The sequence below is a fragment of the Microcoleus sp. AR_TQ3_B6 genome, assembly GCF_036702785.1.
In the GTDB taxonomy this organism is placed as follows: domain Bacteria; phylum Cyanobacteriota; class Cyanobacteriia; order Cyanobacteriales; family Microcoleaceae; genus Microcoleus.
This window is the reverse complement of the sequence record NZ_JAUBVJ010000007.1, coordinates 1-17140: the sequence shown is the minus strand read 5'-3', so window position 1 is coordinate 17140 and position 17140 is coordinate 1. Positions and strand designations below refer to the sequence as shown.

The window sequence follows — 17140 nt, the reverse complement described above, 5'->3', positions numbered from 1 at the left end:
ACTATCGGGTTTGGGATCGCGGGCCTGCCGTTGCATTATTTTTTGAAACAGGTGTAACTTGAGGCAGGAGGCCTATTTCCCGATCATTGCTTGAGTGGCAACGACTGATGCCTCTCAACCACATTCATCTTTGGTGGAACAGGCATCCTGCCTGTTTCCGAAGTATTTTGGTGAAAAAACCAGATTTCTGCCTAATTCCTGCTGTGGTGGAACAGACATTCTGCGCGTTTGCCCATAAAAAGATTTATCTGGGGTAGAAGAGGCTGTGCGATCGCCTCACAAGCCTTGTACATCGGGTTAAGCCAGCAGCGACGGAACGCTGATAGCATTTTACCAGAGGATTTGTATTATACAACACCATCTTACCAACAACAATTAAAATAGTTTGGACTTGATGATATCTTCCACCATTTTTCGCTCGAACTCTTCGCGGGGGGGCTTCCCCTAGCTGCGAAAGTTGAGAGGTTTCAGCCTCCGACTTGTGGGAATTGGTGCAAAATATCAAATTAATCCTCAACCTTGTCCAATTACCAATTACGAACCTATGCCCCGTCGCCAAGACTTAAAAAAGATTCTTCTCATTGGTTCCGGCCCAATTGTTATCGGTCAAGCGTGCGAATTTGACTATTCAGGGACACAAGCTTGCAAAGCTTTGCGAGAAGAAGGTTTTGAAGTAGTGTTGGTGAATTCCAACCCGGCAACGATTATGACCGATCCGGAAACTGCCGATCGCATTTACATCGAACCTCTAACGCCGGCCATCCTCGAACAAATCATCGCTAAAGAAAGACCTCAAGCAATTTTACCGACTATGGGCGGCCAAACGGCGCTAAATTTAGCAGTGGCAGTCGCTAAAAATGGCGTTTTAGAAAAGTATAACGTCGAGTTGATTGGCGCTAAGTTGCCAGCAATTGAAATGGCAGAAGACAGGCTATTATTTAAGGAAGCGATGGCGCGAATTGGCGTCGCCGTTTGCCCTTCTGGAATTGCCAACACTCTCGACGAAGCCAAAGCAATTGGCCACCAAATCGGCAGTTATCCGTTAATTATTCGTCCTGCTTTTACAATGGGTGGAACGGGAGGCGGCATTTCTTACAATCAAGAAGAGTTTGAAGAGATGGCACAAAGCGGGATTGACGCCAGTCCGGTATCGCAAATTTTGATCGAACAATCTTTGATTGGTTGGAAAGAGTACGAACTGGAAGTGATGCGGGATTTGGCAGATAATGTGGTGATTATTTGTTCGATCGAGAATCTCGACCCGATGGGCGTCCACACAGGCGATTCTATCACCGTCGCCCCGGCGCAAACTCTCACAGATAAAGAATATCAGCGCCTGCGGGATGCTTCGATTAAAATTATCCGCGAAATCGGAGTTGAAACCGGCGGTTCCAACATTCAATTTGCTGTCAATCCAGTCAACGGAGATTTTATCGTTATTGAAATGAACCCTCGGGTTTCCCGTTCCTCCGCCTTGGCCTCGAAAGCAACTGGTTTCCCCATTGCAAAAATGGCGGCAAAATTAGCCGTAGGTTACAGCCTAGACGAAATTTCCAACGATATCACCAAGAAAACTCCGGCGTCTTTTGAGCCGACAATTGACTACGTGGTGACGAAGATTCCGCGATTTGCCTTTGAAAAGTTCCCCGGTTCCGAACCGACTCTGACAACGCAAATGAAGTCAGTTGGCGAGGTAATGGCGATCGGGCGCAGCTTCAACGAATCTTTCCAAAAAGCGCTGCGGGGATTGGAAACCGGCCGCGCGGGTTTCGGGTGCGACAAACCGGAAAAGTTGCCGAGTTTGGAACAAATTCGCGCCGGATTGCGGACGCCAAATCCCGAACGCATTTTTACAGTCCGCCACGCGATGATGATGGGAATGTCGGTGGAAGATATCTTTGAGTTTACAGCAATTGACCCTTGGTTTTTGGATAAAATGCAGGAATTGCTGGAAACTGAGAAGTTCTTGAAACGAACCAAGTTGCAAGACTTGACAAAAGACACGATGTTTGAAGTAAAGCAGTTGGGATTTAGCGATCGCCAAATTGCTTACGCCACCAAAACATCCGAAGATCAAGTCCGCGCTTACCGCAAACAGTTAGGCGTAGTGCCGATTTACAAAACAGTCGATACCTGTGCCGCTGAATTTGAAGCGTTTACACCGTATTATTATTCCACCTACGAAGTGGGAGCGGCAATTTGGGACTTGGGCGATGAAGAAAAGAAGGTTTCGCCTGTGAGCCACAGTCTCGCGCCGGAGTCGGAAGTTTTGCCTTCTACCAAGCGAAAAGTGATGATTTTAGGCGGCGGGCCGAACCGGATCGGACAGGGTATTGAGTTTGATTACTGCTGCTGTCACGCTTCCTATTCTCTAGGAGAAGACGGGTTTGAGACAATTATGGTCAACTCGAACCCGGAGACGGTTTCGACAGATTACGATACGAGCGATCGCCTGTATTTTGAACCGCTGACAAAAGAAGATGTTCTCAACATCATCGAAGCCGAAAATCCCGAGGGAATAATCATTCAGTTTGGCGGACAAACGCCGCTTAAATTGGCGGTTCCTTTACAAAAGGCTCTCTTAAATCACCCCGACGTACAAACAAAAATCTGGGGAACTTCGCCGGATTCCATTGATACTGCTGAAGACAGGGAGCGATTTGAAAAGATTCTGCGGGAGTTGGATATTCAGCAAGCTGTTAACGGGTTGGCGCGCAGTTTTGAGGATGCTTTAATAGTAGCTCAACGGATCGGTTATCCGGTCGTGGTGCGACCGAGTTACGTGTTGGGCGGGCGAGCAATGGAAATTGTTTATTCCGATACGGAATTGGAACGTTACATGACCTATGCGGTCCTGGTAGAACCAGAGCATCCGATTTTAATTGATAAGTTTTTGGAGAATGCGATCGAGGTGGATGTAGATGCGATCGCCGATGTTACTGGGAATGTGACGATCGGCGGTATTATGGAACACATCGAGGAAGCGGGAATCCACTCCGGCGACTCTGCTTGTTCTATCCCTTACCAAACGCTTTCTGCCTCCGCTTTGGCAACAATCCGCCGCTGGACTGTAGACTTAGCAAAATCTCTGAAAGTGATCGGGTTGATGAACATTCAATTTGCCGTTCAAGGGGAAGAAGTTTTCATTTTGGAAGCTAACCCGCGCGCTTCTCGGACAGTACCTTTCGTGTCCAAGGCGATCGGAGTTCCCTTAGCAAAAATGGCGTCGCGAGTCATGGCCGGCAAAACTCTAAAAGCTTTGGGTTTTACTGAAGAGATTATACCCACTCATGTTTCGGTGAAAGAGGCAGTATTGCCCTTTGCTAAGTTCCCGGGCGCTGATACCTTGTTAGGGCCAGAAATGCGATCGACTGGCGAAGTAATGGGAATTGACACCGATTTTGGCAAAGCATTTGCCAAAGCTCAACTCGGCGCCGGACAACTGATGCCGCTGTCGGGAACCCTGCTGGTTTCGATGCGCGATCGGGACAAACTAGCAGTTGTACCAGTTGTCAAGGAATTCTTAGAAATGGGTTTCAAAGTAGTCGCAACCCACGGGACACGCAAAGTTTTGCGAGAGCAAGGTTTAGAGGTAGATTTGGAATTGAAACTGCACGAAGGGCGGCCGAATTTGTTGGATTCGATCAAGAATGAGAAAATTCAACTAATTATCACCACACCTTCTGGCGAAGAATCCCGAGCCGACGGCATCTTTATCCGCCGCACAGCTTTGACTTACAAAATCCCGATTATTACGACAATAGCCGGTGCCAAAGCGACAGCAGCGGGAATTCGATCGCTCAAATCCCACCCGATGGAAGTAAAAGCAATTCAAGACTATTACCCGCAAACGTAGACTGGGAAACACCCTATAGCAATCCTAAATGATTCAGATAAATTTGTAGGGGTAGTGCCCCCGTGCCTACCCCCTATCTATCGGGCAACCACGGGGGGATTGCCCCTACAATAATTATGCAAATGATTTAGGATTGCTATATGTTTAGGGTGTGCAGGGCGCACTATTAGTGTCAACTTAAGTTTTAGTCGGCCAGTCCTCTCGCTCACCCGCCAGTCAGCCAGGGAATTAATTCCCTGTCTTAAAGCTAAAGTCCTCTCAAAGAGGACTGAAGAACTCATTAGTCCTCATAGCGAGGACTTTCGCTTGGAGGTTCTTGTTTCAGCCCCTGCTGGAAAGAGGGTTTAACGTGTTTGTTGACACCAATGACCAAGAATTTCAAAGGTGGTACCAGCCCCCGGATTTATCCGTGGAATCAATCCCTTTTCGAAAATCGAAAATCCTCAAGAAAGAGCATTTATCCGTGGGGTCAATCTAAAATCTAAAATCTAAAATCTAAAATCGATTGACCGCGCACCTTATCCTCAACATAAGGTGCGCGCCACCAAAACCTAATCTGCATCGGAATCTAAAACTCCGCTAGATAGCATCAACCTCGGCCAAACCAACAAGAAAAACCCCATCCAAGCCAATAAAGGAATCGCGACTAAAACAGTTATCCAAACAGTTTTTAACAAAAACCAAGTACCAGAAATTAGGCTCGTACCAGTCAAAAGAATAGACCAAGGCTGACACCACCAAGGTTTGTAATTCCAAGGACTAATAGCTTTTTTTTCAGAAACAGATTTCATATTTATTTTCAGTGATTTTTTATAGATAATAGTCGGGCTAGGTGGCTCAACGGAACTTACACATTCATCACCTCTTTTGCTGTCAGCGTTAATTCGGGAAAAGTCCGCGACACAATTCCTTCGCTGCCTTTAAACGCGCTTCTTTGATAGTTGCCCTCTGCATCTAAAAGGTGGACAAATACAGTTGGAACTTTGGGATTTCCCAGAAATTCCCTGCTACCAATTGCTAAATAATCGACTATCCAATATTCTACAATTCCCAAACGCCGATACTCGTCCAATTTGTCTATATAATCGTCCTCCCAATTTGTTGATGTTACTTCCACTGCCAGTTTAATTGGTTCTCGTAAGGCAGAATAAGCAGAACGGTTCGACCGCCACAAATCGCGATCTATTACGCTGACATCCGGTCTCCGCCCTTGTTCGATGCCGGCTTTACTTACAGTTCTGATAACGGCGGTATTTTTGACTACATAATTTAAACTTAGTCGCCGGATTTCATCCTTGAAGCCAAATAACATGAAATTAGCAACATCATCATGATTTCTTGTGGAATTAATCTGTACAATTACTCCGTTTACCAGTTCATAGAGTCCATTTTCTGGACATTCTACAAGGAATTGCTCAAAGGTTAATGTCTGTGTGACTGTTGCAATCATAAGATTTATCCTTATTATGCAGTAATACTATTAGTCTATATTACCACAGGTCGGAAAGAATTTGTTTTTTTGACCAAGAATTTCAAAGGTGGTACCCGCCACGTGATTTATCCGTGGAATCAATCCCTTTTCGAAAATCGAAAATCCTCAAGAAAGAGCATTTATCTCGCGCAAGTCAATCTAAAATCTAAAATCTAAAATCTAAAATCGATTGACGGCAGACATCCAATTCTCAAATCTAAAATATAGAATCAAAAATCTCAAATCGATTGACGTAAATGGTAAAATGCGATCGCCCTAGCAATTTGCACTTAAATTTGTTACAGACTTGATAGAGTAAAGTAACAAACCTAGAAATCGAGCCACTCCCAGGTCAACCCAGAACCATGAGACTAGACGAAGCCGTAGAATTTGCCGAAAACCCAGAGCCGCGCTGTCCCTGCGTCCTCCTGCTGGACACCTCCGGCTCCATGCAAGGCGCACCCATAGATGCGTTGAATGAGGGGCTGGAAATCTTTAGGAATGACCTCATTAAAGACGAACTAGCTAAAAAGCGAGTCGAAGTGGCGATTATTTCCTTTGACAATCATATCAAAGTCGTGCAAGACTTCGTGACCGCCGACCAGTTCGAGACGCCACTGCTGACAGCTCAAGGACAAACCCACATGGGCGCAGGCATTCAGCTAGCATTAGATACCATTGCCGCCCGCAAATCCGAATACCGCAACAACGGCATTACCTATTACCGCCCGTGGGTATTTATGATTACCGACGGCGAACCTCAAGGCGAATCTGACGATGTTGTGGAAATAGCAGCACAGCGGATTAAAGAGGAAGAAACTAATAAGCGCGTGGCATTTTTTGCAGTCGGAGTGGAAGGTGCTAATATCACTCGTCTAGCGCAAATTGTCGAGCGCACGCCTGTAAAATTGAGAGGATTAGACTTTAGAGAGATGTTTATCTGGCTGTCGGCTAGTATGCAGAGAGTTTCTCACTCAAAAATTGACGAACAAGTAGCACTGCCGCCGCCCGGATGGGGAACTGTTTAGTCATTAGTCATTGGTCATTGGTCATTAGTATGTGACAAGCGGGAATGTGTGGTGTACATCGCCCTACCAAATTACTAAGGTGTGGTGTGCATCGCCCTACCTTATTAGGGATAAATAAACCAGCCCTAACTTTGCATAGTTGTGAATTTACTAAGTTTTGAATTAAAGAGTTATTAATGCAGAATTCATCCTTTAATTGGCAAGTTGTAGCGGCATCGGTGATAGGTACGAGCCACGAAAAACGATCGCAGCCCTGTCAAGATGCCCACTGCTGGCGCATCTTGCCTAACGGTGTTTTAGCTGCAGCAGTTGCCGACGGCGCGGGTTCGGCAGCACTCGCAGAAGTTGGGGCGAAAATTGCTGTGGAAGCGGTTGTTGAAACGATTTGCCAGCAACAGGAAAGGCTGCCTCAGAATGACGACGAATGGCAGGTATTCTTGACAGCATCACTGCAAGTCGCGCGGGCGCAGGTGGAAGCAGAGGCGGCTGTGCGGGAAGTGGCTGCGAGAGATTTAGCCTGCACTTTAATTGCGGTTGTTGCTACGCCGGAATTAATCGCAGTTGCTCAAATCGGCGACGGGGCGGCGGTAGCAGGTGACAGTGCAGGAAATGCGATCGCTCTGACTGTACCTCCCTGCGGCGAATACATCAACGAAACTATCTTTTTGATTTCGCCGAATGCAATTGAAACAGCGCAATTTCAGGTACTGCGGGAAAAACTGCGGCACTTAGCGGTGTTTTCCGACGGCTTGCAAATGCTTGCTCTCAAAATCCCGGAAGGCACGCCGCACGGGCCGTTTTTTGCGCCTTTGTTTCGGTTTTCTGGCGAGTGGAAAGAAGAGGAAGATGCGAAACAGCAGTTAGAGTCATTTTTGCGATCGCCCCGGGTTTCCCAACGCACAGATGATGACTTAACATTATTGTTAGCAACTTTTTCGAGCAATGTTCAATCTGTTTAAATCCACTTAAAAAAGCCGGATATAGAACTATGACTGCTCCACGAATTAGAATTAGTGCAACAGGATTATTGCGAGAAACATTTGCTGGTACGGGAGCCATATACGCTTCCCTGTTGACTATCAACTGTCCCAGTTTGATATTTTTCCTGATGACTACTTTTGATATAGGTGAAGCACGTGTTCCTTTGAATATTATCTACTGGTTCGTGGCAGTTCCTTTCTTGTCGGGAGCTACTACTTTCTACACTTACCGAAATTTGACAAAAAATCAAGTAACTGTGAGGGAGGCTTTCCAGCAAGCAAAAAGAAGATTGCTACCACTTATTGGGGTTTATTTCCTGTTGGTGGTGCTGATGGTGATTTTGACAGGCATTATGCTATTTCTGTGGCCTTTTGGATTTGCAGGTTTAATTGTACTACTACTAATAACAATTCGTGGAGTTACTTATATGTCATTTCGCTTAACATTTTCATTTTATGCTACCGTCATTGATAACTCTTCGGTTATGGAGAGTCTGGACAGCAGTTGTGAATTAACTGAAGGGCGCTGGTGGTTCTTATTTCGAGCGAGTTTTCTGATAACTATTGTATTTTTTGTGCCAACAATATTAATTTCTGGATTAATTGGTTTAACATTGGGTAACGTACTACTAGCTCAGCTTGCAGGTAATCTAGTCGGATTTTTAGCCGCACCGTTGATGAATGTTTATGGGGTTTTATTGTACCTGCGCCTGCGGCAATCGGCAGCAACTATTCAATAGACCTCTCACAAAATAAAGTCAAGGGCTGTTAGGATACCTACACCACAAAAATTGTTAGCGCTGCCTCGCGCTTGGTGAAAATTTGGCGCAGTTCTATAATAAAATCGAGGTGTCAACAATTCTGCTTTAGTTTGTACAGTAGGTCGTCATTTGCAAGCACAAGAGATTAAGGATAAGCTCAACTCCCTAATTAGCGACGCAGATCTAATAGATCCGAGTTTAGCGAGAAGATTGGATGAAATCAATCGCTGGGTGAAAGATGTTAAACCCGGTTCGCTAACTGCTAAAAAATTTGTGATGGCTTTTTTGCTGCAGCTTATCCGAGATTCTCAGGTTTGGCTGGCCGTTCAATCTCTACCTTCCGAAAGAGAACAGCAAGCCGCTTTTGAGTTAATGACTCCGGGGGAAAGGTATTGGTACAGCTATCTATTTCCTAAATGGCTGAGCGAAAACGATCGCAAATTTTACATCTGGAAACAAAAACTGAAATCCGGTAAATTCGATCCGGCTGACGATCTCGTCATTCGAGCGATCGCAGCCCGAATTGTCGATCGTCAAGGCACTGTTTTGTATCGATATGTGGCCGATCTTTCTATGGCAACCGATTCGATCGTTAGCAACCGCCAACAGCAGCCCCTCTGCATTCAAGTCACTACTCTTTCTGATGAGTTTTCAGAACAAAAATATCAAAATTGGCAACAAACTCTTCAAGGTTGGGGGATTGACAGAGGATTATTTTTAAGTTATGATAAAAAAGATGCAAATTTCCTGAATCAGTTAGTTAACATTGCATTATATAATAGTGATAATTTGCCCGCAGGTCGTTACCTCAAGTTCCCGTAAATCAAGCAGATATGCTGCTGAGAATAGTTCGACTGCTCCCTACTCGGTGAAAAAGAAATTTTGACTTGCCTCACATATTGCACAATTCTCGCCCAGACCAAAAACCTAGCCCAGACAGCTTCCCGCACAAGGGAAGACGATCGCAAGATTCTTCCTCCCCTTTTCTGGTTCCGTCCGGGGTCTGCCAGGCGGCGACAACAGGCATAGGTGTCAATTTAATGTCAAACTTGGTATCGGTCGGCTGTTTGAGTATGAGTCCCTCGATCCCCCCGGCGCCTCCATTCTAAAAGGGGGGACAGGAGTCTGGTTAAAGTCCCCCGACTATCAGGGGGATTTAGGGGGATCGAGACTCGGCTATAAACGAGAGATACAAAGGTTTTTAGGCGATTGTTGGCACGATGAAGGGCAAGAGGTGCTGCGTAAGTCCTGGCTAAGCAACGGGAAGATTTACCACAGCAATCAATCTTCTAAATAACTCGCAATTCGCTCTAAATTGAATTGAGATTTGATTGAATCGCGGTGAAATTGTTGGAAATAAAATCAAATTACATCAAAATCAAATACTATGACAGTACAAGGTACGAGCACCGTTGAAAATAATTTGCAAAAAGTCTGGGAAGAACTGGAAGCAGCCCGAATTATGCAGGATGAATGGATGAATTACGGGGTAGATTTTGTGGATTTGTATGTGGAAGATGCTGGCGGTGATTGGTTGGAAAAGTGGGGGAAATGTGAAGAAGAATTAGAGCTAATAAAAATTAAAAAGGTAGATATTGAAGCAGTCAAAGCAGCGATCGACATTTCCAGCTTTCAGGAGACAAAACTGCTGGAAATCGTCTTGAATTGCCGTTACTATACCAGCGATTTCTCCGACCGCCCGGAGGAGTCTCCCGCTTGGCAAGAGGTTAAGTACAAACGGCTGTCACTCCTAGGCGGAGCGATTTTCGGTGCTGTGGTTACCGATTACCTCTACCGCGAATATCCAGAACTCGCTCCAGATGCTATCTCAACCTTAAAAGCTCGTTTAGCAGATCCGAAAAAACTGGCGGAATTTGCACAAAGTTTGAAATTAAACGAACTCGGTGGGCGCGTCATAAATCGGAAAGAAACAGAAGAAAGCGAGTACAATATATTGCTTTCGGAAAAAATTGAGGCTTTGTTTGGCGCGATTTACTTGGAGTTCGACCGCGATTTTTTCAGTGTGGGAAACTGGCTGATTCACCACTTGATAGAACCAACTGTTAGCCAGCACCTGGATTTAACTCAGCGGCGACTAATAGGTTGGGAAAACGAGGTAAAACGACGGGAAATGCTGGGTGCGGATATTCTAGAGGCGATCGCGATCGACTATTTGTACAACCGCTTTCCAGAACGCAACGCCAGCCAGCTAACTCGCTGGAAAAATATGTTAGTGGCTAAAAAGGTTTTTCCCAAAGACTTTAAGGCAAAATTAGGCAGTCATTACCTGGAATTGGAGAGCAATTTTTCCCGTACCCGCGACTGGTTGGTGGATAACTTTATTAAAAGCGCAGTTGACGAACTGCTAGAGGAAACCCACACTCAACCAGAATATCTGATTGACAGTGCCAACCCTGAATCGCTGCCAGAATTGGTCAGCCGGATTACAGACAAAAAGTGGAAAAATGAATTTGTGAGAGTTGTCAGCATTTTGCAACCTGCTGATGAACTTTTGCTGCTGATGCAAGAAAAATTAGACAGTATGGCGGCTAAAGATGAAACTTTGCAGCAGTTGCTAATCTGGGCAAATCACAAGTCTCAGTTAGTGCAAAGGAATTTCAAGCCGGCGGAAGTTCGCGCTTTTTATGTGGCGTTAGTTTGCGTGCTCGATTTGGCTTTGACTCGCGTCCTCGATCCGAGTCGGAAGTTTGATAGATCGAAAGTTCGCAAGTTGCGGAATTGTTTGGCAAAGGCTAGAAAAAATGTAGAATTTGCGGATGTTAACGAGTGTCTGAAATTGGCTTTTGATAATGATGTGGCGGGTATCTTGCTGGGCGTCTTGGCGCTGGATGTTGAACCAGAACTTAAACAACTGCTGGCACAATTTCAGACTCAGATGCCTGATTTGCAAAGCTGGAAAAAGTGGCGCAAAGAATTCGGTCGCTGTTGGCTGGCAAAATTCAAAACTGCGATCGGCTACAATCGAGACTTTCGCCCCCAACAGCAAACTTTGCTGAAACAGTATTACTATGCTCAAAGCTTGCTGGTGGAATGCCTCAACAGCGATAATTGTCAGGTGACACCGGCCGTCAGACAAAAAATTGAGGATAAAATGTTGTTATTGTCGGTGGATTTGAAGCTGGTTCACATCTAATTTTGATAGCGCGGACGGGCGGGATGCCCATCCCACCAACAGACGGACGGGCGGGACGCCCATCCCATCAATGGATGGACGGGCGGGACGCCTATCCCACTAACAGAAACAGGGCTTACCCACTCCCACCCAAGAAACTGGGTTTTTTACCGAATCTGCGGGCTGCAACGCGTCTTTTGGTGAAAAACCCGGTCTCTCCTCACCGGTGCCTAAGTCATAACAAAGGTAAGATTTAATGGGCAAGTCAAGTTTATTGAGTCATGGCTTCCAAATCCTGTATCCCCTAACGGAATTCTATGCAGTTGCAGCGCCAATTTAGCGGACAACTGATTGCGATCGACACCAAAACCGCGATCGCCAGCGGGGGTGAAGGCCGCATCTACCCGATCGCCCAAGACTCGTCCCTGGTAGCCAAAATCTACCACAGACCGACAGACGAAGACGGCGACAAACTCACAGTCATGTTCAGTATGCCGCCGGATGCGCCGATCGCGGAACCCGGACACGCTTCGATTGCTTGGCCGATCGATTTGCTGCATACTGTGGGCGGGCGAGAAAAAATCGTCGGTTTTGTGATGCCGCGCGTCAACAAAGTCAGGCCGATACACACTTTTTACACTCCGAAAACCAGGCGCGAACAAAAACCGCTATTTAACTATCTTTACCTCCACCGTACCGCCAGAAATCTCGCCTCGGCTGTAAACGCCCTCCACATCAGGGGTTACGTCATCGGGGACGTGAACGAGTCGAACATTCTCGTGACGGATACGGCGTTGGTAACGCTGGTAGACACGGATTCGTTTCAAGTCCGCGATCCTTATACGGGTTACGTTTATCGGTGTCCGGTGGGGAAACCCGAGTTTACGCCGCCGGAGTTGCAGGGCCAGACTTTCCGCGATATCGATCGATCTCCCGAGCACGATTTGTTCGGTTTAGCTGTATTAATTTTTCAATTGCTGATGGAAGGTACGCATCCGTTTTCGGGAGTTTATCTCGGTAGCGATGAACCGCCGTCTTTGGAGGCGAGAATTCGATCGGGCCATTTCCCCACAGGTACGAAGCGGATTCCCTACCGCCCGATGCCGGCTGCGCCTCCTTTTGAGATGCTGCATCCGCGGCTGCAGCAGATGTTTGTCCGCTGTTTTGAGGAAGGACACGGCAATCCTGCGGCGCGCCCGGATGCGAAAACTTGGGTGAGTGCGATTCGGGAAGCGGAAGATGCTTTGGTAACTTGCAGCAAAAACACTCAGCACAAATACGGAAATCATCTAAATCGGTGCCCTTGGTGCGATCGGGCAAAACTCCTGAAAGGGCGCGATCCGTTTCCGTCGCGGCAAGCTGTCAGCCACGGATTGCACTTGCAGCCCGCGAAAATCAAGCGTCAAAAGCCCCAACAGCGGCCTGTCGTGAGGGAGCCGGCAGGGGGTCGGATACAGCCGGCCACGGGGCTGCCGCGCCCCCTCGGCCAGTACGCAGTGCCGTTGCTACCGATGCCGATGTCTCGGAGTCGGACTCCTGCGCCTCAGGTTCCGGCGGGCAAGTTGGAACGCCTTTTTCAGGATGCTGCTTGGGGAGGTGTTTGGGGCAGTTTGTGTTTGGCGGCGATTGGGGGGATTTATTCGGTAATAGCTGAGGGCGGCGGCGCTATTTTGGGGGCGATTTTTGTTGGTACGATTTGGGGCTGTTTTTTTGGGATGATGTGGGGCATTTTTACTTTGCCGCCAAATCAGATTTGGCGGAAGTGGGGCGCTGTTTTGGTGGGGGCGGCTTGGGGGGCTTTTTTGTTGGCGGCGATCGGGGGTGCGGTGTTTGGGGCGATGAATAGCACTCCGGGAGTCGGGGAGAGGATTTTGGCTGGGGCGGTGGTTGGTGCTGTCTGGGGCTGTGTTTGGGCGAGTTTTCGGCCTCCTCTGGCGGTGCCGGTGGGGAGGGTGTGGGGCCGGCCGGGAGGGTATTTGGGGGCGGTCTGGGGCTCGTTTGTGGGGACTCTGGCGGGTGTTTTTTTGGGGGCTGGGCTGGTGGTTTGGCAGCAGTACAGCGGCGAGATGCGGCCGCTGGATGAGTTTGCTCGTTTGTTGCTGGGTGTGGCGATCGTGGCGGCTGGTGTGGGTGCTATTGGGGGTGTGGTTTCTGGGGGTTTGTTGGGTGTGTGCGGGTTTTCGCCGAAGCTGCCGATTTCGTTTCAGCCTTCGGGGGTGAGGGGTGCGGCTTTGGGGGCGATTTGGGGCAGTTTTTTGGGGACTTTTACCGGGGCTGTGTGGGGCGCGGTGGTGTCTGCGATGTTTCCGGCTGTTAGCGCTGGGGTGCCGGTGGAGTTGGGACCTGTGGCGGGGGCGATCGTGGGGGCCGGTTTGGGGGCGATTTGGGGCGTGGTTTCGGGTACTGTTTGGGGGGCTTTGGGCAAGTGGTGAAGGAAGAAGCAACGATTTGACAACTCTGGGCCCTAGAAGGGGAGAGATTCTTGTATCATTCAGTCCACTTAATAAGTACAGCTTCCTGTACTTACCGCAAGATGGTTCTGTCCTCAAGCTTTCGACTCATTGCAGAGTCTTCCGCGTGCCCCACGGTAAATTCAAAACCCAAAATACTGGTTTCTAGGCGTACTTGTTGCTCGAAGTTTTTACCCGCACAAGCTTTTGGGCGCCCAAGCCCATAACTTCAGTTTTCAAGGTGCGTTGCCTTCAGGCGACTGGGTTTTTAATGTGGTGGAATACCCTAGTCACCTTGCAATATTATCACGACCAAGAATAAAAGTCGTCCTAAAAGGACGAGGCTTTAGACGCTGTAATTTTCGGTAAATTCGCAACTGCAGATATTTCTGTGCAACCTATTAGCCAAGCGCATGAACAAAGCGTGGGAGTTCCAGCGTTTGATGTTTCGGGGTCGCACATTGAGCCGAACTTCTACTTGAATCTAACTTAGTCTTAACTTAAAATTAACCTGATTCCCTAGTAAGTCTAGCCGCTAACCGGAGTTAGATTAAGTCAGCCTGCCACGCCTGGGAATGCGTGCGCGTGAAGAGCCCGTTCTAGTAGGAGTACAGGCAATGAGTTCTATCTTTTTCAGCCCCAACGATTGGCAAACAGTCACCTTTAGGCTGACAACTGCACTGCTGGTAGGCTTCGCGATCGGCATGAACCGCCAGCAGCCAGGTAGACCAGCCGGTTTAAGAACCTTTATGATTGTGAGTCTAGGCGCAGCTATATTTGTAATGATTCCTTTGCAGATGGATGGCGACAGCACCTTTTCCTCTTCCAATGCTTTGAGCCGAACTATCCAAGGAGTTGCCACAGGGGTAGGCTTTCTCGGAGGCGGAATCATTCTGCAACAAACTCAATACCCAGTGGGTAAAGCTGAAGTCAAAGGATTAACTTCTGCCGCCACTATTTGGTTGGCTGCGGGATTGGGTGCAGCGGCAGGCTGCGGTTTGTGGGTGATGAGTTTGATAGGCACGCTGTTTGCACTTTTGGTTTTGAGCGGTGTCAAACGGCTTAAGAAGTCTGCCTTGATTCGTGCTTATGCTAAGAGCAAACCAAAAATACGAGTCAAAGATGCAGCCTCAGTGCACGATCGGCAGCCCGAATAACTGAGCTTGCCTTTCAAAAAATACAAGATATACTCACCACGGTTAAAGACAATGTTGAGTAGCTGAGTACCTGCGGCGCGCCCGGATGGGAGGTGTTTGGGGCTGTTTGTGTTTGGCGGCGATCGGGGGGATTTATTCGGTAATGGCTGAGGGCGGCGGCGCTATTTTGGGGGCGATTTTTGTTGGTACGATTTGGGGCTGTTTTTTTGGGACTTTTGCGGGGGCTGTGTGGGGTGCGGTGCTGTCTGCGATGTTTCCGGCTGTTAGCGCTGTGGCGGGGGCGATCGTGGGGGGTGGTTTCGGGTTCTGTTTGGGGGGCTTTGGGGAAGTGGCGATCGGGTTGATGTCTGTTTTTGGGTGGAAAATGCGCCTGTGCCTAGGTGTAAAAATCGAGGTGTTAAATTTTGGGGCTATAATGTAGACCCTGTAAGGGTTAGAGGCACTTTAACCAATAAGATGGCAGACGCGATCGCTGAAATCTATGCAGGATAAGGGTTTGAGGGCTGTCTGAAAATAGGGGTATTGACAAGTCGAATGTCCAAATGGTAGTTTTGTGTTAGCTAGACGCAAGTGAACTTTGAAAACTAAATACAGCAAGACTTCTGGAACGGGCGATCGCAATTAACCTAACTCCCTATTAGGGATTGAAACGTTGGAACCAGAAAAGCTAGAAAAAGTAGCCGAGAATCGCAATTAACCTAACTCCCTATTAGGGATTGAAACAGCTTTATAAAAAGCATCAAGTTTATCTTCTAGTTATCGCAATTAACCTAACTCCCTATTAGGGATTGAAACGATTCCTATTGGTGGCAATACCATCCCTGGCTGATATCGCAATTAACCTAACTCCCTATTAGGGATTGAAACTTGAAGTAGAAAAAATTTGCAAAAAACTTAAGCATCGCAATTAACCTAACTCCCTATTAGGGATTGAAACAAAGCAGAAAGCTCCTAATGAAGGTAAATTCTTAATCGCAATTAACCTAACTCCCTATTAGGGATTGAAACATCTATATCTTTCTTCTCTAAAACTCTACTACAGAATCGCAATTAACCTAACTCCCTATTAGGGATTGAAACAACTTGGGATGATTTGATTGCCAGTGACGGTGGATCGCAATTAACCTAACTCCCTATTAGGGATTGAAACTGACTATCTGGCTCCCCGTACCCCTTTAGGGTAAATCGCAATTAACCTAACTCCCTATTAGGGATTGAAACACTTCTTTCTAGAATAGCCATAGTTTTTAAGTAATATAATCGCAATTAACCTAACTCCCTATTAGGGATTGAAACAAATCGAGTCTTTGCTCTTTCTTATCCCACTTAATCGCAATTAACCTAACTCCCTATTAGGGATTGAAACGTACCAAATTTTACTTTAGCTCCAACGACAAAATTATCGCAATTAACCTAACTCCCTATTAGGGATTGAAACATAATCTCAACAGCTATAACTATTGTAGAAGGAGATCGCAATTAACCTAACTCCCTATTAGGGATTGAAACAAAAATCTATAATCCTCACACGCTTTCTCCAAATCGCAATTAACCTAACTCCCTATTAGGGATTGAAACGAGCATATCTTCTGCCATTGATAGCTGACCCTTAATCGCAATTAACCTAACTCCCTATTAGGGATTGAAACCCTTTCTGAGTAGTCGGGATCTTTAAATTCGCAATCGCAATTAACCTAACTCCCTATTAGGGATTGAAACAAAACTCAGTTCGCCATCGTAGAAAGGCAGTTGATATCGCAATTAACCTAACTCCCTATTAGGGATTGAAACACTAAGGAAGATGAAGACGGGGACGAGTATGAAAGATCGCAATTAACCTAACTCCCTATTAGGGATTGAAACCACAGAAGAACAACTAAAGATATTAGAAGAAAGTCATCGCAATTAACCTAACTCCCTATTAGGGATTGAAACCTTACTAGCATTTCCTTTACCAGTAAGCTTGAACTTCAATCGCAATTAACCTAACTCCCTATTAGGGATTGAAACGTTGAATGACTCTTGTTGATTCTAGAACATCTAATATCGCAATTAACCTAACTCCCTATTAGGGATTGAAACGGGGGCGGTTGGTTCTTCCGTGGTGCTCCGGTGAATCGCAATTAACCTAACTCCCTATTAGGGATTGAAACTTGTGCGTTGACGGGGTTGCCGTCTTTCAGGATTTCCATCGCAATTAACCTAACTCCCTATTAGGGATTGAAACCAGCCCTGTCAAGGTGCGGGAAGCTAGTCGTTCAGTTAATGTCAATAAGCGGCCTGAATTTTCAAGAATCTTTAGGA

At 46.9% G+C, this 17140-nt stretch carries 11 protein-coding genes and 1 CRISPR repeat array; of the genes, 9 read left to right on the top strand and 2 right to left on the bottom strand.

Translation table 11 applies throughout. The features are described 5' to 3' along the window. The first annotated feature begins 544 nt into the window (after positions 1-544). On the top strand, positions 545-3856 hold the full coding sequence (gene carB, locus QUB56_RS05455; protein ID WP_332953860.1) for a carbamoyl-phosphate synthase large subunit: 3312 nt from the start codon (positions 545-547) through the stop codon (positions 3854-3856). 551 nt (positions 3857-4407) lie between these two features. Here the strand turns inward: carB and QUB56_RS05450 are convergent. Together QUB56_RS05450 and QUB56_RS05445 are read right to left on the bottom strand one after the other, a co-directional pair. After that, positions 4408-4647 (bottom strand): DUF6737 family protein, encoded by a 240-nt coding sequence (locus QUB56_RS05450; protein WP_332953859.1) that lies wholly within the window; start codon positions 4645-4647, stop codon positions 4408-4410. Between the two features lie 56 nt (positions 4648-4703). After that, positions 4704-5306 carry a Uma2 family endonuclease gene (locus QUB56_RS05445; RefSeq protein ID WP_332953858.1) on the bottom strand — a complete coding sequence of 201 codons (603 nt, stop codon included), beginning with the start codon at positions 5304-5306 and terminating at the stop codon, positions 4704-4706. Between the two features lie 386 nt (positions 5307-5692). Between QUB56_RS05445 and QUB56_RS05440 the strand changes: the two genes are divergently transcribed. The 8 genes from QUB56_RS05440 to QUB56_RS05405 all read left to right on the top strand — a co-directional run bounded on the left by QUB56_RS05440 (position 5693) and on the right by QUB56_RS05405 (position 15257). After that, positions 5693-6355 (top strand): VWA domain-containing protein, encoded by a 663-nt coding sequence (locus tag QUB56_RS05440; protein ID WP_332953856.1) that lies wholly within the window; start codon positions 5693-5695, stop codon positions 6353-6355. Positions 6356-6531: 176 nt separating this feature from the next. Continuing rightward, entirely contained in the window at positions 6532-7314 is a 783-nt protein-coding gene (locus tag QUB56_RS05435) for a PP2C family serine/threonine-protein phosphatase (protein ID WP_332953853.1), read from the top strand. 29 nt (positions 7315-7343) lie between these two features. Then, a complete protein-coding gene (locus tag QUB56_RS05430) occupies positions 7344-8075 on the top strand; it encodes a glycerophosphoryl diester phosphodiesterase membrane domain-containing protein (RefSeq protein ID WP_332953851.1) in 732 nt (243 codons plus the stop codon). A gap of 150 nt (positions 8076-8225) precedes the next feature. Beyond that, positions 8226-8918 (top strand): hypothetical protein, encoded by a 693-nt coding sequence (locus QUB56_RS05425; RefSeq protein ID WP_332953850.1) that lies wholly within the window; start codon positions 8226-8228, stop codon positions 8916-8918. A 565-nt stretch (positions 8919-9483) separates the two neighbouring features. Further along, on the top strand, positions 9484-11250 hold the full coding sequence (locus QUB56_RS05420) for an NACHT C-terminal helical domain 2-containing protein (RefSeq protein ID WP_332953847.1): 1767 nt from the start codon (positions 9484-9486) through the stop codon (positions 11248-11250). A gap of 296 nt (positions 11251-11546) precedes the next feature. Next, positions 11547-13661: a DNA-binding protein gene (locus QUB56_RS05415; protein WP_332953846.1), complete on the top strand. Its 2115-nt coding sequence runs from the start codon at positions 11547-11549 to the stop codon at positions 13659-13661. Between the two features lie 635 nt (positions 13662-14296). After that, positions 14297-14836, top strand: a complete 540-nt coding sequence (locus QUB56_RS05410; RefSeq protein WP_332953845.1) for an MgtC/SapB family protein — start codon at positions 14297-14299, stop codon at positions 14834-14836. An 85-nt stretch (positions 14837-14921) separates the two neighbouring features. Continuing rightward, the gene (locus QUB56_RS05405) at positions 14922-15257 is read left to right on the top strand and encodes a hypothetical protein (protein ID WP_332953844.1); all 336 of its coding nucleotides are present in this window, start codon (positions 14922-14924) and stop codon (positions 15255-15257) included. 193 nt (positions 15258-15450) lie between these two features. Then, positions 15451-17063: a CRISPR direct-repeat array (repeat unit 37 nt; unit sequence ATCGCAATTAACCTAACTCCCTATTAGGGATTGAAAC). Positions 17064-17140: the final 77 nt, after the last annotated feature.

Bases quoted from the DNA above. Each gene is read 5' to 3' on its own strand.
- carB (WP_332953860.1), top strand. From the start codon at position 545: ATGCCCCGTCGCCAAGACTTAAAAAAGATTCTTCTCATTGGTTCCGGC.
- QUB56_RS05450 (WP_332953859.1), bottom strand. From the start codon at position 4,647: ATGAAATCTGTTTCTGAAAAAAAAGCTATTAGTCCTTGGAATTACAAA.
- QUB56_RS05445 (WP_332953858.1), bottom strand. From the start codon at position 5,306: ATGATTGCAACAGTCACACAGACATTAACCTTTGAGCAATTCCTTGTA.
- QUB56_RS05440 (WP_332953856.1), top strand. From the start codon at position 5,693: ATGAGACTAGACGAAGCCGTAGAATTTGCCGAAAACCCAGAGCCGCGC.
- QUB56_RS05435 (WP_332953853.1), top strand. From the start codon at position 6,532: ATGCAGAATTCATCCTTTAATTGGCAAGTTGTAGCGGCATCGGTGATA.
- QUB56_RS05430 (WP_332953851.1), top strand. From the start codon at position 7,344: ATGACTGCTCCACGAATTAGAATTAGTGCAACAGGATTATTGCGAGAA.
- QUB56_RS05420 (WP_332953847.1), top strand. From the start codon at position 9,484: ATGACAGTACAAGGTACGAGCACCGTTGAAAATAATTTGCAAAAAGTC.
- QUB56_RS05415 (WP_332953846.1), top strand. From the start codon at position 11,547: ATGCAGTTGCAGCGCCAATTTAGCGGACAACTGATTGCGATCGACACC.
- QUB56_RS05410 (WP_332953845.1), top strand. From the start codon at position 14,297: ATGAGTTCTATCTTTTTCAGCCCCAACGATTGGCAAACAGTCACCTTT.
- QUB56_RS05405 (WP_332953844.1), top strand. From the start codon at position 14,922: ATGGGAGGTGTTTGGGGCTGTTTGTGTTTGGCGGCGATCGGGGGGATT.